19 protein-coding genes are annotated in these 22,576 nt (G+C 38.9%); 4 read left to right on the top strand and 15 right to left on the bottom strand.

Annotation, left to right across the window (positions count from 1 at the left end; translation table 11 throughout):
- Position 1: 1 nt before the first annotated feature.
- Positions 2 to 1,672 carry a M1 family metallopeptidase gene (locus tag HCN54_RS09195; RefSeq protein ID WP_240924841.1) on the top strand — a complete coding sequence of 557 codons (1,671 nt, stop codon included), beginning with the start codon at positions 2 to 4 and terminating at the stop codon, positions 1,670 to 1,672.
- Position 1,673: 1 nt separating this feature from the next.
- Here the strand turns inward: HCN54_RS09195 and HCN54_RS09190 are convergent, their stop codons facing one another.
- From HCN54_RS09190 to HCN54_RS09155, 8 genes are all read right to left on the bottom strand, one after another.
- On the bottom strand, positions 1,674 to 2,285 hold the full coding sequence (locus HCN54_RS09190) for a DUF1684 domain-containing protein (protein WP_240924840.1): 612 nt from the start codon (positions 2,283 to 2,285) through the stop codon (positions 1,674 to 1,676).
- An 85-nt stretch (positions 2,286 to 2,370) separates the two neighbouring features.
- Positions 2,371 to 5,613, bottom strand: coding sequence for a S41 family peptidase (locus tag HCN54_RS09185; protein WP_167597533.1), 3,243 nt, complete (start codon positions 5,611 to 5,613; stop codon positions 2,371 to 2,373).
- A 106-nt stretch (positions 5,614 to 5,719) separates the two neighbouring features.
- Positions 5,720 to 8,419, bottom strand: coding sequence for a prolyl oligopeptidase family serine peptidase (locus HCN54_RS09180; protein ID WP_167597531.1), 2,700 nt, complete (start codon positions 8,417 to 8,419; stop codon positions 5,720 to 5,722).
- A 180-nt stretch (positions 8,420 to 8,599) separates the two neighbouring features.
- Positions 8,600 to 9,085 carry a hypothetical protein gene (locus HCN54_RS09175; protein WP_167597529.1) on the bottom strand — a complete coding sequence of 162 codons (486 nt, stop codon included), beginning with the start codon at positions 9,083 to 9,085 and terminating at the stop codon, positions 8,600 to 8,602.
- A gap of 208 nt (positions 9,086 to 9,293) precedes the next feature.
- Positions 9,294 to 10,619, bottom strand: a complete 1,326-nt coding sequence (locus HCN54_RS09170; RefSeq protein ID WP_167597527.1) for a DEAD/DEAH box helicase — start codon at positions 10,617 to 10,619, stop codon at positions 9,294 to 9,296.
- 187 nt (positions 10,620 to 10,806) lie between these two features.
- Positions 10,807 to 11,682 carry a CPBP family intramembrane glutamic endopeptidase gene (locus HCN54_RS09165; RefSeq protein ID WP_167597526.1) on the bottom strand — a complete coding sequence of 292 codons (876 nt, stop codon included), beginning with the start codon at positions 11,680 to 11,682 and terminating at the stop codon, positions 10,807 to 10,809.
- Between the two features lie 153 nt (positions 11,683 to 11,835).
- The gene (locus HCN54_RS09160; protein WP_167597524.1) at positions 11,836 to 12,252 is read right to left on the bottom strand and encodes a hypothetical protein; all 417 of its coding nucleotides are present in this window, start codon (positions 12,250 to 12,252) and stop codon (positions 11,836 to 11,838) included.
- A 225-nt stretch (positions 12,253 to 12,477) separates the two neighbouring features.
- Positions 12,478 to 13,521, bottom strand: coding sequence for an arabinan endo-1,5-alpha-L-arabinosidase (locus HCN54_RS09155; RefSeq protein ID WP_167597522.1), 1,044 nt, complete (start codon positions 13,519 to 13,521; stop codon positions 12,478 to 12,480).
- Positions 13,522 to 13,806: 285 nt separating this feature from the next.
- Here HCN54_RS09155 and HCN54_RS09150 point away from each other — a divergent pair, with 285 nt between their 5' ends.
- Together HCN54_RS09150 and HCN54_RS09145 are read left to right on the top strand one after the other, a co-directional pair.
- Positions 13,807 to 14,322 carry a peroxiredoxin-like family protein gene (locus HCN54_RS09150; protein WP_167597520.1) on the top strand — a complete coding sequence of 172 codons (516 nt, stop codon included), beginning with the start codon at positions 13,807 to 13,809 and terminating at the stop codon, positions 14,320 to 14,322.
- A gap of 12 nt (positions 14,323 to 14,334) precedes the next feature.
- Positions 14,335 to 14,754: a hotdog fold thioesterase gene (locus tag HCN54_RS09145; RefSeq protein WP_167597518.1), complete on the top strand. Its 420-nt coding sequence runs from the start codon at positions 14,335 to 14,337 to the stop codon at positions 14,752 to 14,754.
- An 89-nt stretch (positions 14,755 to 14,843) separates the two neighbouring features.
- Here the strand turns inward: HCN54_RS09145 and HCN54_RS09140 are convergent, their stop codons facing one another.
- Complete coding sequence (locus HCN54_RS09140) at positions 14,844 to 15,749, bottom strand: LysR family transcriptional regulator (protein WP_205881679.1); 906 nt, start codon at positions 15,747 to 15,749, stop codon at positions 14,844 to 14,846.
- Between the two features lie 91 nt (positions 15,750 to 15,840).
- Between HCN54_RS09140 and HCN54_RS09135 the strand changes: the two genes are divergently transcribed.
- Positions 15,841 to 16,446 (top strand): NAD(P)H-dependent oxidoreductase, encoded by a 606-nt coding sequence (locus HCN54_RS09135; protein WP_167597516.1) that lies wholly within the window; start codon positions 15,841 to 15,843, stop codon positions 16,444 to 16,446.
- 98 nt (positions 16,447 to 16,544) lie between these two features.
- Here HCN54_RS09135 and HCN54_RS09130 read toward each other — a convergent pair whose 3' ends face one another.
- From HCN54_RS09130 to HCN54_RS09105, 6 genes are all read right to left on the bottom strand, one after another.
- Complete coding sequence (locus HCN54_RS09130) at positions 16,545 to 17,582, bottom strand: serine hydrolase domain-containing protein (RefSeq protein ID WP_167597514.1); 1,038 nt, start codon at positions 17,580 to 17,582, stop codon at positions 16,545 to 16,547.
- Positions 17,583 to 17,830: 248 nt separating this feature from the next.
- Positions 17,831 to 18,451 (bottom strand): hypothetical protein, encoded by a 621-nt coding sequence (locus HCN54_RS09125; protein WP_167597512.1) that lies wholly within the window; start codon positions 18,449 to 18,451, stop codon positions 17,831 to 17,833.
- 149 nt (positions 18,452 to 18,600) lie between these two features.
- Complete coding sequence (locus HCN54_RS09120) at positions 18,601 to 18,930, bottom strand: hypothetical protein (RefSeq protein ID WP_167597510.1); 330 nt, start codon at positions 18,928 to 18,930, stop codon at positions 18,601 to 18,603.
- Positions 18,931 to 19,161: 231 nt separating this feature from the next.
- Complete coding sequence (locus tag HCN54_RS09115) at positions 19,162 to 20,136, bottom strand: hypothetical protein (RefSeq protein ID WP_167597508.1); 975 nt, start codon at positions 20,134 to 20,136, stop codon at positions 19,162 to 19,164.
- A 379-nt stretch (positions 20,137 to 20,515) separates the two neighbouring features.
- Positions 20,516 to 21,076, bottom strand: coding sequence for a helix-turn-helix domain-containing protein (locus HCN54_RS09110; RefSeq protein WP_167597506.1), 561 nt, complete (start codon positions 21,074 to 21,076; stop codon positions 20,516 to 20,518).
- Positions 21,077 to 21,341: 265 nt separating this feature from the next.
- Positions 21,342 to 21,794, bottom strand: a complete 453-nt coding sequence (locus tag HCN54_RS09105) for a hypothetical protein (protein WP_167597505.1) — start codon at positions 21,792 to 21,794, stop codon at positions 21,342 to 21,344.
- Positions 21,795 to 22,576 lie beyond the last annotated feature (782 nt).

Raw genomic sequence — 22,576 nt, 5'->3', positions numbered from 1 at the left:
ATTGAATAGAAAAGTCATTTTGCTGACAGTTTTCGGACTTATTTTGAGTCTTTCTGTGGCCGCACAAGAATTTACAAGAGCCGATAGTTTACGCGGAAGCATTACTCCACAACGGGCGTGGTGGGATGTGATGCGCTACGATATTGAGGTGCAACCCGATTATGACAAGCAGTTTACTTCCGGGGCAAATCAAATTACTTATAAAGTAGTTCAGGAAAAACATCCTGATGTGATGCAGATTGATTTGCAAGAACCGCTGGTGATTGACCGCATTCTTTTTGACGATGCAACCGAACTGCAATTTAAAAGAGAAGGCAATGTGTATTGGGTTAATACGCTTCCACAGGACTTAGATTCTGAGCATACCGTGAAGATTTTTTTCAGTGGAAATCCGCACGTAGCGGTACGACCTCCTTGGGATGGCGGCTGGTCGTTTTCAAAAGATGCAAAAGACCGACCGTTGATGACTGTTACGTGTCAAGGTTTGGGTGCTTCGATCTGGTATCCCAATAAAGATCATCAAAGCGACGAACCCGATCGTGGTGCTTCATTAACGATGCGTGTTCCTGATGCGTTGACTGCTGTAGCTAACGGTCGCTTACTTGATAAAACCGAACATCAAGATGGTACCACGAGTTACAAATGGGGCGTTGAAAACCCGATAAGTAATTATACAATCATTCCGTATATCGGGCATTACGAGAATTTTAAAGAGGTCTATCCCGGTGTCAAAGGCGATCTTGATCTCAATTATTGGGTGCTGGATTACAACCTGGAAAAAGCCAAAGAGTATATGCCTAAAGAAGTGCATAATATGCTGAATGCCTTTGAGTATTGGTTTGGGCCGTATCCGTTTTACGAGGATGGTTACAAGCTGATAGAAGTAGACAATACTGGTATGGAGCATCAATCGGCGGTTTCTTACGGAAATCATTATGCCGGCGGTTATCGCGGTCGTGACGGCTCAGGCACCGGATTGGGCTTGACTTGGGATTTTATTATCATTCACGAAAGCGGTCACGAGTGGTTTGGCAACAACATCACCACAAACGATCTTGCCGATATGTATGTTCACGAGAGCTTTACCAATTACAGCGAGACCCTTTTTATAGATTATAACTACGGTCCCGAAGCTGCCAATGCATATAATTATGGTATTCGACAAGGGATTGGCAATAAAACGCCTATTATTCCGGCGTATGGCGTGAACGCTCAGGGAAGTGGTGATATGTACCCCAAAGGCGGAAATATGCTGCACAGCATTCGCCACAGCATCAATAACGACCAATTGTTCAGAAACATTTTGGCCGGTTTGAATCAGACTTTTCATAATAAAACCGTTGATGGGAGTGAGGTACAGGATTATATTTCGCGCAAAGCCGGCTTTGATTATTCTAAAGTTTTTGAGCAGTATTTGACTACGACCGAGATTCCAACTTTAGAGCTTTTTGTAGATGCTGAAAATAACCAGATCAAATACCGCTACGTCAACTGTATTGAAGGTTTTGATTTGCCCTTAAGTCTTGTAGGAACGCACGAGGAGCTAAAAATCTTTCCGGTAGCGAATACCTGGAAAGCAGTAGATATTACGATGAAAAATCAATACCTGCTAACGCCAGATCGTATTGAAAAAATGTATTACCTCAATGTGGTTTTGGTTAAAGAATTGTAAGCTAATGTCCTTCTGGTCCTCGTATTCCAGCTTTAATTTCTAGTTTTAGATCATTGGCTTCCGGTGGAATTGGACACGAATAATTAGGGCTGTACGCACAAAAGGGATTATATGCTTTGTTGAAATCAATTACAATCGTGTTGTCTTCGGGGATTCTAAGATCTATGTAGCGCCCGGCGCCGTAGGTTTCCACACCGCTAGTGTAATCAGTAAAGGGTAAAAAGAGATAATCTTTGTATTCCTCCATTTTACGGAGCGCGTGACTTTGATATATTGGTAAATGATAGGTATTCCCTTTCAGTTCAAAAGTAGCAAGGGCATAGGTGTCATAGGTTTTGATCGCGCCCGATGAGGTTGGAAATTGAATCTCTTCCGGATCTTCTATTTTTTGAAATTGTGCCACAACCCTATAAGTCGAATCAATAGGGTAGAAGCTATGTCCTTTAAATTCCTCTTGTTCTTGCGGCGTTAAGGGCGACTCTTCCGGATTTTTATATTCAGCATTTAAGTCTTTTTGAAACTGAAGGATCTCAGCTTCGTAAGTGGTTTGCGAAAAGCAATAAAGACTTGTAAATAATAAAATGACAGTTTGAAATAGGTTTTTCATAGCCATAAAAACGGGTGTTTTTGTTGGTGTTGCTCAAAGAGGTTTTACTCAACTTGGCTACTTTACTTGAACAAAAACACCCAATATGAATTTAATTTTTGGTTTTATCGGGATATTCCGGAGTGTTAAGCGACTTCGGCGGATTTTCTTCAAGCTGTTGTAAGATGATCTCGATCGCTTTTTCTAACTGCGGATCTTTACCGGCAATCACGTCTTTTGGAGTTTGCTCCACTTCAACATCTGGTGGCGTGCCTACATTTTCAATTCCGAAGCCTTCTTCATTGTAAAAGGCCACGTTAGGCGCAGTCACATAACCGCCATCGATGAATTCAGGATAGCCTAAAACGCCCACGAGTCCGCCCCAGGTGCGTTTTCCTACCAGCGTCCCCAGATTATTTCTTCGGAATAAATAGGGCAAATAATCTCCTCCCGAACCTGCAGTTTCATCAATAAGCATCACTTTGGGTCCCTGGATTGAAGCGCTTGGAGCTTTCATATCCTTACCATATCTGAAATTCCAATAACTCTGCATCGGCTTGTTTAAAAGGTCGATGACATAATCTGCCAGTTGACCACCACCATTAAAGCGCTCGTCAACAATAATCGCTTTTTTATCTGCCTGCGGATAGAAATAGCGTTTAAAATACTCGTGGCCTGCCGTTGCTGTATTCGGTACATAGACATAAGCTACCTGGCCGTTTGTCGCTTCGTTCACTTTCTTGATATTGCCTTCTACCCAATCGCGATTACGCAATGCACGTTCTGAAGCGATCGTGGTTACTTCTTCGTCATGTGCATTGGTTCCATTGGCATTGCTAGACAAGGTAAGGGTCACAATATCTCCGGCTTTATTTTCAAAAAAGCGGTAGAGGTTATCTTCACCGGTTACTTCTTTTCCGTTTACCTTGATGATATAATCGCCTTCGCTGGCATTTACACCGGGTTCGGTAAGGGGAGAACGCAGATCTGGATTCCAATTGAGTCCACCGTAAATTTTAGTGATCTGGTAACGGTTGTTCTTGATCTCAAAATCAGCACCTAGTAAACCTCCGTTGATGTTTTCTTTTTCTACGCGAGAATCGCCTCGATAATCAAAGCGGTGATGCCCAACTGAAAGCTCAGCAAACATCCAACTCATCACGCGGTAGAGGTCGCTTTTTGAAGGAACATCAGGAAGGAATACGCTGTATTTTTCTTTCATCGCATCCCAGTCTACACCGTGCATTCCCGGGTCATAGAAGTAATCGCGGTTCACGCGCCAGGCTTCATTAAAAATGTTTTCCCATTCTTGTTTAGGATCGATCTTAACCTTGATCGCATCAAAAGCCAACGGACCTTGATCTGATTTTTTCACGGTGTCAGAAACAAACCAGCTTCCATTACTGTAATACATCATTTTCTCTCCGCTCGCAGAAATTTCAAAGGAATCTACCTCAAAAAGTTCTTCGTCTTTTTGTTCGCCTAAATTATAAAGATGCAACATCGCAGGAGCATCATAGGAAGGATAGGAAATGTAGTACAGCATTCCTTCTTTAGGAGCAGCAAGCGACATAAAATTGCCTGTGCCTACCGGTACTGAAACCATACGATCCATAATACCGTCCCAATCAATTTTTAAAGTCGGCACACTTTCCTCTTTTTTATCTTCCTTTTGTTCTTCTTCAGCTTCAGCGATTTTTTCAACGTCATTTTCTTTGGCAAAAGGCGATTTCACCTCCTTTTGAAGCGTAATTAAATACAAAGCATTTGACGAAGTCATATCTTGATTAGACTGGTCAAACCAGTTTACCACCGGACCGGCATCGGTAGAAGCAGTAAGGTACAGGTACTTTCCGCTCGGGTCAAAGGTAGGTTCGGTCACGTTAGATAAGCCGTCTGAAATGGGATAGGACTTGTTTTCGCTAAGCGAATATACATAAGCCTGTTCAAAGTTGGTGTTGGTGATCAAGGTGTAAGCGAGCCAATTTCCGTCAGCCGACCAGCTTCCAAATAAATCCCGGTAATCGCCCGGCTGATACAATACATCTTGAGCTATTTTTTGGGTTTTACCAGTTGCAGCGGTGGTGATGTATAAGTTTCTACCGTTATCTACGTAAGCGATTTTTTCACTATCTGGAGACCAGTGCAGGTGCGCATAAAATCCGGTGCCATCAAGGGCGATCGCTTTGGCTGCATCGGTGCTGTTTTGATCTTTTATATGCAGCGCATACTCGCCGCTGGCATCAGAAAAATAAGCAATATGCTTGCTATCCGGCGACCATTTTGGGAAGGTCTCGTGAACTCCGGGAGTTTGGGTAAGATTAACCATATCTCCTTTTTCCGAAGGAAGCGTTACAATTTCTCCTCTAAAGTCAGCCACCACACGTGCTCCGGAAGGCGAAATACCGCCGCTGCGTACATAATAACTTCCACTAACAAAACGCGGACGTAGCTCAAGCAAATCGGTTGCAATACCTATTTTAAACTTGGTAAGTTGTTGGTTGGAAGGATTAAAGGTGTGCAAGTATCCGGCTTGCTCTAAAATCAGCATCCCATCGCTGCTTGCTTCTAAATCTTCCAGACCAAAATCTTTAAAGTCGGTCAACTTACTCACTTGTTTTGAAGCCAGATCATAAGCATAAAGGTTGAATTCTCCATCGCGATCGCTTCTAAAATACAGACTATTTCCTATAAATTCCGGTTGCGCATCGTTGCTTCCTGCTGCCGGTTTTGGGATTTCTACTACTTCTTGCGTAGTGGTATCGTAGATGTAAATGCGAGTTTGCGTTCCGCCACGGTAATGTTTCCATTGGTTGAACCGATCAGGAATTGGCGTATACGCGATGTACTTTCCATCATCAGAATAGCTTGCCCAATATGCATTTGGGATCTCTAATTCTGAAACCGGACCACCATCTAGAGCCACTGTAAACAGCGAAGTATAGCGATTAGTAAATAAGGTACGCTGCGATGCAAAAACAACATTTTTTCCGTCAGGTGTAAAATCCCGAGCGATATCCGGGTACGGATGATAAGTCAATCGGGTAGGGACACCACCGGTAACCGGCACGCTGAAAATATCCATATTGCCATCATATTCTGCACTAAAAGCAATCGTTTTACCGTCTGGTGAAAAAATAGGATTAGACTCAACGCCTTCGTCGATGGTTAGGCGTCGTGGTTGAGATCCATTACGGTTCGCAACCCAAAGATCTTCGGCATAGATAAATGCGATATGGCTATCGCTAATGGCCGGTTCGCTCATTAACCGGGTGTCTGTCTGATTGATCTGTGCCACCGCCGTGATCGAAACTGTCCAAAGAATGAAGTTTAAAAAGTACTTTGTGATTTTCATGATTTGATTGATAAAATTTATTGGCGTCGCCAAAGGATATCAAACCCTTTGGCTTGCCTAACATTTAATAGCTGTTTCTAACGAATGCCTTATAACTGCATTTTATTTATTTTTTTACTACTCGAAAGCCTACGTGCTCACTCTTTACCGGTTTTTGATCGTAAGGATCTGCAAAGTCATAAGCACTATAATCATAAGTTCCTGTGGCACTGTATTCGGCGACATTTCCTCCCAGATCATAGATTGTTGCTTCGCCAACTTTTACACTTTTATTAGAACCTACCGGCTTTAAAAGGGAATAGTTTAAGCTGTTAACTTTTTGAAGCAAAAGGTCAGCATCATCTGCGGTGAGGTCGTATCCCGCCCAAGTATTCAAGTTGTTTTGACCTTTAGATCTTTTTGCTGCTTTTTGCTGAAGTTTTTCAGCTTCTTTAGCATTGGGTAAGCGATAGGTGGTTCCGGTTTGTTGAGAAAGCCAAGTCACATAGTTTTCAGCATCTGTTTTGGAAACCACGGCCGGATAATTGTCTTTTCCGCTTTCAAAAGAGAATGTGTTTTTAAAAGCCTTAAACTGCGCGTTGGTAACTTCAAAACGTCCTAAACTGATGGAGTCTTCTTTAACTGAAACCGTTTCCGGAATCAGCATTCCTTTATTTGAAACTCCATACAGCCCGTTTACTTGTTGGGCTTCTTCAAGCTTAAATATTTCCGCCAGGGGACTATCTTCTTTAAAGGCTTCGTTATCTGTAGGTTTTTTATCAAAAAGGTAGGTGTCGATCCAGGCGATCTCTTCTTTCATTTTGCGCAGCTGATGCGTGATCTTTCCTAAACCGTGAGGTTGCCCCGGAAACCATAAAAATTTCACCGGCGTTTTACCAACTTGCTGTAGTCCGCGGTAATACTCCCAACCCTGATCGCGTGGTACCGCGCGGTCTTCACTTCCGTGGAAAATGATAGTCGGCGTTTTAATCTTTTCAATCTCAAAAAGGGGAGATTTGATGAGGTAGTTCTCGTTATAGGTTTTGCCGTTGGTATCGTCCCAAGGTGCACCCCCAAAATAACTCTGGTCAAAACTCACTCCAAACTGGCAAGTGCCAAAATCAGATGTCCAGTTCACATCGCCGGCGCCCGGCGCAGCAACTTTAAACATATCAGGATATTTGACCGTAAGCATCGTTGTGATGATCGCCCCGTTAGACCAACCCATAGTTCCCATTTGATCCCGATCTACTTTGCCTTCGGAAACAAGTTTGTCGATCCCTTTAGTGATGTCTTCTAATTCCGGTTCGTAATAATTGCCCTTTATCGCTTCGGTATATTCAAGACCGTGATTGGTTGAACCGTGATAATTAGGCATCAGCACAAACATATTTTTCTGTGTAAGTATCGAAGGGTAATATGCCCAGCTGCCCGACCATTCATCGGTATCTTGACTTGATGGACCGCCGTGAATATTGAGCATCAAGGGATATTTCTTTCCTTCTTGATAATCGTTTGGGTAATATAAGATTCCGGTTACTTCATCACCGTTATAACCCGTCCACGTCATAATTTCGCTTTTAGGCATATACTTTTTTTCAAGCTTTTTGTTCAGCGTGATGAACGTTTCTTCGTTGCTAACTTTAGCTTTTTTAAGATCTGCAACGAAGTACTGCGGAAGTTTTGAAGCGGTAGAGTAGGAGTACATGATCTTAGAAGCATCGTTAGCAATTGCATTAAGACTTACGTGCTCGTTCTTGTCATCATAATCCATTTCTGAGCGTGACCAGCTCGTTCCTTTTTTGGTGTAATAGGCAAGCTTCATTGTGGCTTTATTGGCTAATGAAACGATCACGTCATTCCCCGCCACGGTATAGCCGCCACCTACACCAAGTTCCCAATCAAGATCCACTTTGGTCGCTTTAGCCGAAGCCAAATCGTAATAATACAGTTCGGTGATCCCGGCGCCATTCCATTCAGGATCTGAAGAAAAGCCGGTTCCGAAATAAAAACCGCTATCATCAGCCGTGAATTGTACGTCATAAATAGGGAATTCAAAGTCTTGCAAGACTTGCTTTTTGGCGTCAGTTTTAAGGTTTACAAGATAGCTGTACGGATCTTTCTGTGCATCTGCGCCATAGCTCAAACTGCGTGTGATGGTATAATATAACCAGTTGCCATCGTGCGAAAGTTGGTAGCTGCGTATGGGTTTTTCATTATCGGTGATTCTGGTAATTTGGTCTTCTTTAAGGTCAAATGCATAAATGTGACTTGGCTGCCAGTGCAGCGAATCTTCAATGATCTGAACATCATCTTCTTTTTCTTCTGCTTCAAGATCGTATAATGTTTTTCCGTTTTTAGCAGTGAAGAACAAGGTGTTTTCATCTTTAAGCTGAATGCTCGAGATACCGTTGTCAAACTCGTGGATTTCTTCGGCTTCGCCACCATAAAGGCTGAGTTTCCAAAGTTTTTTGCCTTTGTCTCGCGAACTCAAAAAATATAGTGATTTTCCGTCTTTAGAGAATATAGGGCTGTAATCGCTATCGTCACCGTAGGTAAGTTGGGTAGTGAGAAAGGAATCGTCTTCTTTTAAACTCAGACGCGTCAAATAAAGATCAGCAACAAAACGATCTTTTTTCTTTACCGCCTTGCTTTTGCTCCAGACCACCATAGTACCGTCTGGCGAAAAAACAGGCGAGCGCATAGACTCGGTGTAAACAATATCTTCTGGAGTCCAGGCTTTAGGGTCTTTGTTGTCTTCTTGACTAAAAACCTGTGAGAGGCTTAAAATGCTAATAATTAGTAGCTCGAAAATGTTTTTCAGCATGAATTGAAATTCTATTGATATGGAATGATTAAATCTTTGAAGTTACTAAAAACTCCTCTTTTTTAATGCTGAAAAGTCGCTGTTACGCCATAAAAAAGTCCGTTGAAAACAATTTCAACGGACTTGTAGTTATTGCCAGTTATTTTTTAGAAAATCGAAAAATACAGGTGTTATAATTTGTTATTCTTCAGAATCCTGATTTTTTAGGATCTCTTGCTCTGCTTCAATTTTTTGTAATTCGGTTTTGATCTGATTTAAACGAGCAGCGATCTCTTCGTTATTGGCTTCCATATCCAATAGTTGTTGCTCCATTTGCTCCACCGAAATGCTGTCTGACATAAAGTAACCTTTTACATCGGCGTGGCTTTCAATCAATTTTTTGAGTCTAGCGAGGCTGGTCGCTTGCGCTTTCAATTGCATTTGATGTTCCTGTACATCTGCCATTGCGATAGAGTCTGTGGCCTCAACATCTTTAAGTTTTTGCGCCAGCGTACGTGTATCTGCTTTTACAGCTTCGTGAGATACAACCATAGCTTCGTGCACGGTTTCAAGACTGTCTGTGTGCATTACAAATTCTAAGTATTCATCGTGCATGGCTTGACGGGTATCGTCGCAGGCGGTAAAAAGTATTGTAGCTAAAAAGCTAAATACAAGGTATTTTTTCATAATAAATAATCAATTAATTTACGATTAAAGATAGCCAAGAATGCGATGCACTTGCTGTTAAATAATCGTTAGAATTTAAAGGAAAAGTTAGAATTCTATAGTTGCTTTAGCTGAAGATCTAAATATAGATCGAATAAAAAAATCCGTTCTAGAATTACTAAAACGGATTTTATTGATACTGTCAATCGCGTGGCATTTTCTGCACTCGTTACTCAGACTTTGGCTTGCTGCCAAAACGTTTGTTAGGCTTTCGGGCAGTCTGCTTTTTTGGTCCGTTGTTGTTCTGACCTTTAGGTTTGTTGCGGTTTCGGTTGCGATTTCTAGAACGATTACGATTGTTGCGTTTAGGCTGCTCTGGAGCATCACCACCTTTCACCTGGCCGGCTTCAGAAGCTTCATCGCTTAAAAACGGATGCTCTGTTACCACGTGCACTTTTTGTTTTATGAGTTTTTCAATATCCTTTAAATATGGGCGCTCATCAGTTGCGCAGAACGAAATTGCAATTCCGCTGGCTTTAGCTCTTCCGGTACGACCAATGCGGTGTACATAAGTTTCGGGCACATTAGGCAGATCATATTGAATAACGAGTTCGAGCTCAGAAACATCAATTCCGCGGGCAGCGATATCGGTAGCGACGAGAACGTGCAATTTTCCATCTTTAAAATCATTCAATGCTTTTTGTCGCGCCCCTTGTGATTTATTTCCGTGAATCGCAGCTGATTGAATTCCGGCTTTATCCAGAACTTTAACGATTTTATTGGCACCGTGCTTGGTACGAGAAAAAACCAACAGCGACTGAGGTTTTTCGGTTTCAATTATAAATTTTAGCAGATTAGCTTTATTACGTTTTCCCACAAAATATACCGCCTGATCTACACGTTCTGCAGTGGGTTTTTCCGGAGCGATGGTAACTTTTTCGAAATCGCCCAGAATCAGTTTAGAAAGGTCAACGATCTCTCTGGGCATTGTTGCCGAAAAGAACAAAGATTGACGCTTATGCGGTACAAGCTTCAGAATTTTTTTAATGTCGTGAATAAAGCCCATATCAAGCATCTGGTCTGCTTCATCAAGCACCAGATATTCAATACTTCCCAGATCTATAAACCCTTGTTTTACCAAATCTAATAAGCGACCTGGAGTAGCAGTGAGCACGTCAACGCCTTTGCGCATAGCCAAAACTTGTGAGGCTTGCTTAACACCTCCAAAAATCACGGTACTTTTAATACCCGTGTATTTGCTGTACTCAGTGACATTGTCATCAATTTGTATAGCGAGTTCACGTGTAGGTGTAACGATAAGCGCTTTGAGCTTTCGTCCCCCTTTTTTAGCACCAATACCGTTGTAGATCTGTTGCAGGATAGGAATGGTAAAAGCTGCGGTTTTTCCGGTACCGGTTTGCGCAGAACCCAAAAGATCTTTTCCTTTTAAAAGTATGGGTATCGCTTGCTGTTGAATTGGGGTAGGGTGGGTATATCCTTTGTCGGTCAATGCCTTAAGGATGGGGTCAATAAGACCTAAATCTTTAAATGTCATATAGTGTTATAAGCGGCAAAGATACGGTTATTCTTTTAGCCAAAATAACATTGTACATTTTGCTGACGGTAAGTGCTTCGGCCGGTATTAAAAACCGGGAAGCAGCTGTTTGAGCATATCCCAATTTGAAAACAGTGCATAGCCTAATAGAAAAGAGCTCGCTAGCAAAAGCAATGATTTTTGATTTTTAGTATTCGGTTGTTGATGTTGTGACGGCATCCGTTTTACTTTTTGAATTATAGTATATCGCGATCGCGGCAATGGTGATTAGTTGCGCAATGACAGCAATATACGAACCTTCAAAACCAAAAGCGCCTCCATTTAGCCCATTTGCCTGATCTACCTGAATTTTTACTACGGAATAGAATCCTTGACCGCTCACGTTAAAGCCGAAGAGCGATTGAAAAAGATTCCAGCTGAGATGCAAAGCGATCGGGAACCAAAGATTTTTAGTGTGCACATACGAAAGGCCTAAGAGAATTCCCGCTAAAAAGATATTGAATAGTGCAAAGCTGCTCACGTTAGGATTGAAGGCGTGCATCAAAGCAAAAACCAAAGCCGAAACACTCAACGCAATATATTTTGGCATTGAGAGCATTAAATTACGCAGGATGTAACCGCGGAAAATACTTTCTTCAACTACGGCGATAATACTGAAAAACACCACTGATTGTATCAATTTTGTAGCATCTAGATCTGTTGTGATTACCGTTATTTCGCTAGAAAAATACAAGATGCTATACCCCGTGAACATAATCAGAAATCCAATGGCTATCCCTGTCCAGAATTCGCGCTGTCGTTTGTGTGTTTGAAATCCAAGAGCGACAAAAGGTTTTTTGTCTAAAAAGGTCATAAAAAAATATAAAACCAATAGGGTACCCACGAGATCAAAAACTCTAATGATGAGTTGATGACTGATACTCTTTGTAGGTTGAGGGTCAGTAATATCAAGGCCTGCGATCAAATACCCCGCATATTGAAAAAGACCTACTACAAATAAATAGGGAATAATGAATAGTAAAATACGTTGCCAACCTTTGTGGGAGTAGTTTTGTTCTTGCATTTAATGAGTCTTGGAAAGACAAATATGCATAAACTAATTGCAATATTTTGATCGGAGCATTTTTGCTTCAGAATCACTTGAATAACCGTGTAGGAGTAAGCCTTCGGTACAATTGATGCGACCTGCTTTAATTTGTTGGATTACAAATTCCTTTTACCTACCGTGTGCTCTGAAACGTTCCGGGATCAGTTTGATAGTTCTTTTTGCATCTAACCTCGAAAATCTGTTAGTGGTTACCAAGTTTAAAAGGGTTTGTTCTAGAAGTTCTTTACGCAGTTTATTTTCAAGTTTAAAGTAGCGCGTGAGTTTACCGGTTTCTGTTTTAAAGCTAATCGTATTCTTTAGGCCTAAACTTTTTTGTTCCATTGGTGTTCGCATTGCCATATTAATCCTTTGCTCATAATAAGCATCAATATGAAGACTAAAATATTCAATAGCTGCATACTGAACAAGGACCTTATGATCGATGAGAATCCCTTCTTCCAAAATCGTAATTGAACCTCGGTCGTAAGTTTCTATTTTTTCATAATCAAAGAATTGATAGATATAAGAAATTGTATAAAATACCATTCCAGTAAGAGCAATTATACTGATCCAAACAGTTAGTTGGTTGACTGGTGTTGTATTAGAATCAATAAAGAAAAGGAGTAAGGCAAATGCAATACAACCTAGACCGAGGTTAACAAGTTGCGTAGTGTACGTACTTTGTTCTTTAATTTTTTTGAATGTTGTAGCCGAAAAATTTATTTCTTGTTTTGGAATTGGTGGCAATTTCTTATCTGAAAATTTTAATGATTATTTTGTTATTCGCTCATTAATATCAATTATCGGCCAGTCGTCATTATCCCAATGAATAGGAGTAATAATGAGTTTTGATTCTCCGTCGTCAGGTATAGAATACCCGTGTGCAAACAAGTAATCTTTACCATCGATCTCATAAACGGAATTGTGCCCGAGCGCAGCAAACTGTTTTCCATCGCCTATTGCGATCACGGTACTGTTGCCATCGAGCATGGTAAATCCGGCGCGGTCAATATATGGACCGGTAAGTTCTTTTGAACGGCCTACTGCTATTTTATAATCACTGTTTATGCCGCGGCAACACATATCTAGAGAAACAAAAAGGTAATAATAGTCATTATGTTTATATAAAAATGCAGCTTCTATCTGACTATCGGTCAATTCGAACTCATAAGGTTGTTGGGTACTAGGCCTTCTGGCTAAACTATGCCACTCTTGAGGCCAAGCCATTGCACTCATATCATCTTTTAATTTTACAAGTTCAATACCGTCCCAAAACGATCCAAAGGCCAACCAAGGAGTGCCGCTCTCATCAATAATTGCATTTGCGTCAATCGCTTGCCAAGTGTCGCGACCCATTACGGATTGTACGATTTTCCCGTGGTCTGTCCATTTAAAATCGGAACTTTCTGGATCTAAAGTTGGAGTAGAAGCGTGGCCTATAGCAGCGTGAGGTTTGCCGGGCTTGGCATTACAGGAATAAAAAATGTGGTATCTGCCTTGATAAAAAATAATATCTGGAGCCCAAATATGATTGCTAAATCCCGGTAAAGCTTCTTTAGTCCATTCAGGAACTTCACTAAATATAGGCGCTTCCTTTTTCCAGGTTTTTAAATCTTTGGAAGACATCACCGAAATACCAACTCCTGTTCCAAAAACATAATACGTATCACCATCTTTCGCCATTACCGGGTCGTGAACATAAGGATTATTGGGCTCAAAAGGAGGCTCACCGTTTTCGTTGGTTTGTACTTCTTGAGCGTTGCTTACCGAATTAAAAGCAATAAGTGTTAAGAGCGATAGTAGTACTATTTTCATAAGTGTATATTTTATACTTAAATATACTAATAAAAGTACTTCGCTAACGATTTCGGAAAAAGCTATCCTATTTTAAATGAAAAGTAAGTTCAAACGCTCTTTTACGGCTAAAGATTAAGAAAAGTATCTGCTGCTTTAGCCGAAAGAATAAAACAAGGTAGTTAATACCAAATGTTCTTTGCTTAGCTGATTTGGGCTAGTAATTTTGCCAATTTAGAGCTAAAGCATTTCTAAAGGCACGGCTTTAGCAGTTTGAGATACATCTATTAATCAAAAAAAAAGACTATGAATCGACCCACACCAAAACAACTTGCACCTGAATTAGAATTTCCAATTTTGGGAGCCAATTCGTGGAATTTAAAAGCGCAACAGCCTAAAAATTTTACGTTGGTAGTATTTTACCGTGGCCTACATTGCCCAATTTGTAAAAAGTATTTACAAGAATTACAAAACTTGCTTCCTGACTTCAAAGAACGTGGAGTGGAAGTAGCTGCAGTTAGTATGGATGCTGAAGAGCGTGCCAGACTTTCCCGTCAAAAGTGGGAACTTGATGCGCTGACTTTAGGCTATGATTTACCTGAAGCAACTGCCAAACGATGGGGCTTATACTTAAGCGAAGGTATTAAAGAAGGCGAGCCTGAGCTGTTTAGTGAACCCGGTTTGTTTTTAATCGATAATGAACATAAAATTTACTATTCCTCGATCACCAGCAATCCTTGGGGAAGACCTTATTTACCTTCCTTTATTAAAGCTATTGACTTTATCTTAGAGAATGATTATCCCGCCAGAGGCGAAAAGTAGTATTTTTAGAATATGGATGCGATAACTAAAGAGCGACTGATCAAGTTGGCCGAAGAAGAGATACCTATTCATAAATTTCTAGGCTTAAAAGTAACAACGCTGGAACAAGATTTTATCAGAGTCGAAGTTCCCTATCGAAGTGATTTTGTTGGCGACATACGCAAAAACCGTTGGCACGGAGGCATTATTGCCACCATAATGGACTCCGTAGGCGGGGCTATAGGTGTTGCCAATTTTAAAACGCCTGATGACAGTCTTGCGACCATTGATTTACGTATAGATTATCTGCGTGGCGCTAAAGCAAAACCGCTCACAGTTGAAGGTAAACTTGTGCGTATGGGTAATCGTATTATGGTGACTAAAATGAAAGCCTTTCAAGAAACCGTTCTGGTTGCTGAAGGTAAAGGGGTTTATAATTTTATCAGATCTTAGCTTGAAACGTTTTGGCGTAGTCCATAGATTGAAAATGCTGAGGCTTACCTCGATATCGCTTTGTAGCACTAAAAAAGAAATGCAACACCTTAATGGGGTTGCATTTTTTGCTTAAAAACCTCTTTGATCGTATTTACTTCTTCTTTGTATTGCAGGTCACTTCGGGTGGCAAAATATAAGGTGTTTGCACTTTCTTTAATCCCTTGCCAAACCAAGTGAATGCTTCCTTTAGCAATCGCTTCTTGCACAAGAAAATCAGGAACAATTGCAAAGCCGTTTTCAGCTTCTATACAGCGGATTATAGAACCAATGTTCGGTAAAATGTAATTGGGTTTAAAGTCGGCTCTTGACTTAAAATTATCATACCAAAACCTCCTAAAATGATCCATTTCATTAGATGCACTATACCAAATCTGCTGTTTTAAATGCGCAGACAAGGCTTTAAGATCTTGTTGCTCCAGAAGTTTGTTTACTTCGTTAAGCGGAGTTTTAGATCCCGCAACCAGCACGATGCGCTCTTTAGAAAATGCCTCATACTCCGCCAGTGTATTGGCGTGGTTATTTTTAGGTGTAATGACCAGATCCAAGAGGCCTTTGTTGAGGTCTTTGATTAAGTCTTGATGACCTCCAAACTTGGCGACAAGATTGAAGCGCAGTTTTGAAACTTCTGGCTCTAAAATGGTCTGAAATGTTTCGGTACACATTCCTATATGCAAAGAAGGCACTTTTTCTTTAGTGGATTTTTTAAAATGCTGCTCGGCTTGCTCTAAGCGCTCTAAGGCTTCCACCACAAAATTATAGAGCTGTTTTCCTTCTTCCGTAGGAATCATTTTACGTGACGTACGTTCAAAAAGCTTTTTGCCTACGTAAGCCTCTAAGGCATTGAGGTGGACGCTCACTCCGGGTTGCGAAGCATACAAGGCTTCCGCAGCACGCGTAAGGGTTTTCTTCTCAACAATTGCCCGAAAGGTGCGATACCATTCTAGATTTACCATTATCAAAAATTTTATACAAAGATATTATTTATATTATTTTTATAATAGTTAGTCCCCGTCTAATTTTGTCCCGAATTAAAAAATAAATCTGATGAATAATATTTTAATCCTCAACGGCGGACATCCATTTGCGCATTCTCCGGGAGCTTTTAATAAAACTCTTTTAGAAACCACCGAAGCTTTTTTTACAGCTAAGAAAGGGTATACGGTACGAACCACGCAGGTTGCTGAAAGGTATGAGCTGCAGGAGGAAGTTGAGAAATTTACTTGGGCGGATCTTATTATTTATCACACCCCAATTTGGTGGTTTCAACTGCCATTTGGTTTTAAAACCTATCTGGACAAGGTTCTAACCCACGGCCACCAGAATGGAATGTACGAGAGTGACGGAAGAACGCGTAAAAATCCTGCGATCAATTACGGAACGGGAGGTACTTTACACGGGAAAAAGTACATTATCACTACGAGTTGGAATGCTCCGGAAGAAGCTTTTACCTTAGCCGGCGAGTTTTTCGATCAAAAATCTGTTGATGACGGAGTGTTGTTTGGTTTTCATAAAATGAACCAATTTTTAGGATTAGAACATTTAGATTCTAAGCACTTTCACGATGTAGAGAAAAATGCAGATGTGCCGAAAGCCTTACGAGACTATACAACTTTTCTCGAACACCATTTTGAGGAAGTTTTACAAGACTGATCTCAATGTCTGTAACAGAAATTAAAGACGTGCAGGCCCTTAACTTCAACTATTTATTTAAAATAAGTTGGTGCAGATTTAGGGTTTGTAGGTCTTTTTTAAGATTTCTGTTTTAGAATTTTTACGACTCTGTTGTACATCACTTCTGAAAGATTCCAGTTGTAGCCTTCAAAATCCACAGTATTGGTAAACTGAATCACAACCGCATCCAATTCTTTATGATACTTAGCAATGCTTTGATAGCCCGGGATCAAACCGGTGTGTTCTAATTCATAGAGTGAAGCATACAAATCCCGTTCCTCTTGATTATTGAAAACGCTTCCGTCATTAAGGGCTCTAAGAAAATCGCCCAGATCTTGAGCTGTAGCAAGCATCAGATCGTTATCATCAGCTTTTAAATCCTGAGCGTAGCCCACGTAATACCCGCTCATTATACGATCCAGATCAACATCGTGTATAGAACCATAGGTGTTGTTGAGGTTTAAAGGTTCTAGAATCTCTTTTTTGATGGTGCAAAAGGATGGCTGGCCGGTTACTTTTTTAATGAGTTCGTGCAAAAGTAAATAGTTGGTATTGCAATAGGCGTAATCAGTATCTGGCGCAAAATCTGCAGGTAAATCTAGTATTAAAGCCAGACGTTCTTCATTGTTATCTTTAGGATGCGCCCAATACGAATTGATATCTGTAAAGTTTGGTATTCCGCTGCGGTGTTTCACCAACATTTTTATAGTGATTTCATCTGCGTATTCGATACGATGGGCTAATTCCGGAAAGTAATGTGCAAGCGATTGATCTAAATCTAATTGCCCCTTATTTGCTAATTTGGTAACAGCTAAAGCCGTGTATAATTTACTTACGCTTGCGATTTTAAATAACGCATCGGCACGCGCGGGTTCTTGTGTTGCCCTACTGTGCGTACCTGCGGTATACCAGGCAGGCGCTTTAGCACCTTGATCTATATAGACGATAATACCGTCAAAACCATAATCTGGAGCTTTATCCACTTGCTCTTGAATGGTGTCTGGTAAGGGTTTGATCCAGGCACTTACAATAGGCCAGGGAACAAAATATAAAGAGATGAACGTTGCTGTAAAAAGTAAAATTCTGATGATCGTGGTTGTACGCTTTGAAGCCATTGGGTAATTGCTGATTGTAACTTATATGTTTCAAAACTTTAGCATTCGTTACAATTTAAAGCGTATTTAAACGCAAAGAAATTGATAGGATTATCGTATGCATTAATTCCTTTAGACGACCTACATATTGATATACGAATAGGGTGATTTTCAAACCACAATTTATGTAAAAATGGTATCTACTTTTGTGAGGTAATAGGTGAAGGGGATTGGAGAACTAATGAAGTGTAAGGGGAGTAGCGTGTATGCTATTTTGAAATTAGATTTATAGCATTCCAAACATATTCTTTACTAAATTCTCCGAAATAGGAAACATATTCTCCATCTGACGAAATTACTACGAAACTTGAGCAGGGATAATGATATTTAAAAAACAGTTTTTCAGTTAGGCCATCAGGATCTTTATGCCAATTGAGTACTCCATCATATTTTTCTAAGCCTTCTTTTTCCTTATATATATAAATAGGAGTGTTAGCTTTTAATTGTTGAACTCCATCTTCTAAAGTTTTATGCCAATTTTTAAGTGTTTCTTTTGTAGCTGATCCGGACGAATTGCAAGCGTCTTTTCCTGGATGATAGATAATTACTAAAGGCTTAGTGTTATCTAATTTTACTGAGGTTTTATTGGAGACTAAGGAACGATAAGCTTCAAAATTTTCGAGTTTTCCTGTTTTAGTTCTTTCAATTAACTTTTTCTGATTTAAGGAATCAATCTGAATATCTAAATATTGATTCGTTGATCTCTTTTGTCTAAATTTTGATCTAGATATTTCTTTATTATCAATATCTAAATAAGTAAAATCTCTTAGTGAAGAGGAACAAGAATAGATAAGTATTCCGCTTATTATTAGAGTTAGAATTTTTCTCATAGGCGTTACAACGGCTAGGTGTAAGTATTACTAAGTACTAGCAGCTAACTTACTAAAAACGGAATGAACTAGAGGGGAATGCGCAGAATTTTGCGAGTAGGTGAGACCAAGCTGTTACTAACAACCTTTGCTGTGCAACGTTTTTAAGTTCAGTTGGCAATTCCAATTGCGGAAAACATCTTTTTTAATTCATTAAATTCTGATTGCGTTTTTATTTCATTTAGGTCTCTGTTTTTTCCATTTTTTAGTTGTATTGTGAATCTTCTTCTTCCGAAAACTGATTTTTCCTTTATTCGTTCAATTTTGTCAACAGGAATTTTTTCCAACGTTGATTTTTTATAGACAAGACGGAATAGAATTAGTATTGAAGCAATTCCTAAAATGATCCAAACAATTTCAGTAAACCCCAATCCAGTTTTGTAAACATCATAAAGATTCAGAATTGCATTGAGCAAAGTCAAACTCATTGAGAGTTTCATTAATACAGAATAAGTCTTTATTCCGTCTGTTATTTCTATTGACTTATCAGTTTCATTATAGTTTATTGTCAGTAGGAGATATTTTTGTCAAATGTTGCACAACCTGTTTCGTCTTGGTTTCTTTGCGTGTAAATATCCGCTAGCGCAGAAGCTTCAGGAGGCTTATATATGTTCGTAATATCAAGTTTTACAGTCTTGTGCAACGGTTACCGGTACTAGCTACTAGATTTATTAGTTTTTATAGTTGTCGGTGATGTTTAAATATCTTAATTGTGTTTCTCCATTTAGAATTAAAGTATCTCCTTTAAGAGAATAACTGTAATTTAAATTGATTGGTAGGGTATTATTTTTAGTGTTGTAGAATTCTCGAATTTTACTTCTAACTTCTTTAATGTCTTTTTCTTCTACATCTAATTTATCTAGACTGTCTTTGATGAAGTAATAAGCCCTATCTGAATAATGATCAACTTTAAAATCTAACTTTTTATTTTCTAAGTCCAATGCTATTTTCCCGTAGTATTGATTGTCTAAAGTATCACGAATCTTTATCCTATTATCGTAGTCAATATAGAGTTTGTCAATTTTGGTTTTCGTATTTCTTGGAAATATTTCCCAAACTCCAAAAAGTTCATTTTTTACTAGGAAAACTTTTTTAATATCTGCTATGTATTGGTAAGAATAGAATATCATAACAGGAATTATTAGAAATTTAATCCAGTAAATGTTTTTAATCTTAGAAGGGATTATTTCTGGAATAAAATGTTCTTTTATATTCGTTTTAAAGAAATAGTATTTAAAAGCTTTCCAATCAGTTAGAAGTAGAAAAACTCCCATTATTGTTAATCGAATTGACATAGATTTAGCTCCATCAATTTCGTAAAAGTAGTTCACCAGTAAAATGTTCACCATAAAACTAAGGAAAAGAACTACTCCAATCCTTTCTGTCTTTCTAAATAGTAGAAGTAGGGCAGAAGCTATTTGAGTACACGCAATAATTAGCCCATAAGTTCTAGAAAAACCATAGTAGTACCAAGTTAGCGCGAAACCATTTAGACTGTTTAAACTTTCATCAATAGTTGAAGATAATCCTAGGTCAAATTGTGATTTAAGGATTTTAGCAAATGCATAGGAAAACATTTGATAGGCAATATAGTATCGACATAAAAGTCTAAGTAGGTATAGAATATTTGATTTTGAAAATTTCAATTATCTGGTTTTAAGTTATAGATAACGGCAGTCTATCTTAAAACTACCAGTATATACTTTAAAAGTAGTTGAAGTGTTTGCGATATCCAATAAAAACTACATTAGAGGTATTTTGAATTTGGAGGAGATATACTTGAGGTGGAGTCTACAACCTCAAGAAATAATTCAAGTTCACTCAAAAACGAGTGAATAGCGGAGCAGGAATGCTTGTTCCCTTTTTTTTGCTGAAAAACAGACTCACAAACAGCGATAAATCGGTTCTAAAAGTTCTGAATAGATGATCAAAAAAAAAGAAAAACCGCTTTAAAGCGGCTTGTTTATGTTCATAATATTGCGTTTTACAGTCGTGTGCAAGGGTTAGCAATGTTGTAAAACGTTTCTATGCTCTGTTTTTGATAAGTTCATTTCCAAAGTATAGCGCAGATAAGCTAATTAAAAGACAAGGGAATAATCCAGTCACAAATCCAGTTGGAAATCCGTGTTTTGCCATTACCAAAATGAAATAAACAATATAACCAAATCCGAATTTGAGCATTCTTTCCATTCCGCTCATTCTCTTTGTAATTACAACTATGAAAAATGGAAGAAAAACACTAACTAAGTATCCGCCAAAAACACTATTTATATTTGCGTTTGAGTCCAAAGTGAGGAATCCAATTATTCCCATTAATACCATATTCAGAGCTATGAGAAAAAGTCCGTTAATAATTTTTGTTCCAATATTTTTTTCTTGAATAGATTTTTCCGTTAAAATCAATTCTTTAGAGTCAATTTCTAAAGCTTCACAAATCAAATTAAGAGTTTTTCCTCTCGGTTCACTTTCAGAGTTTTCAATTCGTTGAATTGTTCTCAAGTTTATTTTTGCTTGTTCAGCTAATTCTTCTTGAGTCAGTCCTTTTATTTTTCGAGTTTCGCTTATTTTCTTTGCAATCCAGTTCATTCTATTGGTTACTTTTATTTAATTCTAAAAGTAGTTATTCGGTCAAGATGTGATAACGGTTTTCATCTGATTTTTAGACGACATTTGCTTTGTCAATAAATGTCGTAAAGTTTTTTCCAAATGTTTGCCAACGGTTAGTATAACCGAAGTTACGGTATTTAGTTGGTAGTATTAAAATTAAGTACAAGTTTTAGCAATTCGCGCTGGATTCGGACGCAGTCGAATCCGCCGTAATTGCGGTTATACATTGTTGTCCACAGCTTTTTTAATTCCGAAGGACTCCGATTACAAAGTCCCAAATTCCATTTAATATTTTTTTGGAAGTCGGTAATGGTTTTTCCTGATTAGGGTCTTCTAACCAGTTTCCGCAAACATTACAAATAACTTCATCTTTATAAGTCGCTTGTCCACCAATTCCATCCCAAGTTGCTACTTCATCTCCAATTCCAATTCCGCCAACAGTATTTGTCCATTCCACTTTGTCTTTTCGGATTTTATCAGAATAACAACGTAAACACCTTTCTTTAATATCCTTCAATTTAGATTTTGGGTTTTCCAAAATCAATCGGTCAATTTTTGATGGGTTTAGGTTTCTTTCACTGAGAAATTCTTTTATTTCTGATTGAGTATCCTTCATATAAGTCTGAAGCTTGAATTTTGCAAAATATGCTAATTCATAGTCATCTAATTCAGTCAGAAACTTTTTTACTCTGCTCATTTCTCAAATTGTGGGCAACGGTTTGTGTATGATTAGTTGCGGGTTGGTTAAAAACTAAGAAAGCTAAAATTACCGACTTTTATGCTTGGGCGGTTGTGTCCGCAGGACACAAAGCCGCAATTGTTGTTATACGTTGTTGTAACCAGTTTTTTATTCAACTTTCTCATAGTAATGATTCAAGTCGTAATTCATTATGATTTTCGGTTTTTCATAAATTTTATTACTGAAATATGTGCTATATCCTGCTTTTTCAAATTCATAGTCGTAAGTCCAGTCAATTTCCGTTGTCAGTATTCCGTAATTAACTTTATAAGTTCCATTTCCGTAATATCCTCTCGTAAATGTTCCGTCCGATTTTAATTGCAAAGTGTCCGCTATATGAGGCGATTCCAAACAGCAAGTTTCATTTCCGAAATTCGTATTTGCATAAACTCCAACGACATTATTCTTTGTCATAGGAATATCACATCGCAAAACTAACAGTCCGATGAATAATATTATTCCTATTCCGAATAGTATTCGTCTCATTTGCTAAATTGGTTACAACTCATTATATCAACATTAAATATATACATATCCCCTTAGAATTTAGGGGATATCCATACTTTTAAGTGGTGTTATCAAACCCTTAAATAACGCGCAGACCCGTATTACCTACTTTGATCTCCTGGCGGTTTGCTTCGTACTTCCTTCGGTAAAGTGTGTATTTTTTAAAAACAGGAGCTGCATTATGCACCAGCTCCGCTGTTTTTTAATCCTTTATAACCCGAGGCAGTACCGAA

This window comes from Leeuwenhoekiella sp. ZYFB001 (assembly GCF_011784865.1).
In the GTDB taxonomy this organism is placed as follows: Bacteria; Bacteroidota; Bacteroidia; order Flavobacteriales; family Flavobacteriaceae; genus Leeuwenhoekiella; species Leeuwenhoekiella palythoae.
The sequence above is the reverse complement of the archived record's forward strand: the minus strand, read 5'-3'. Positions and strand labels throughout refer to the sequence as shown.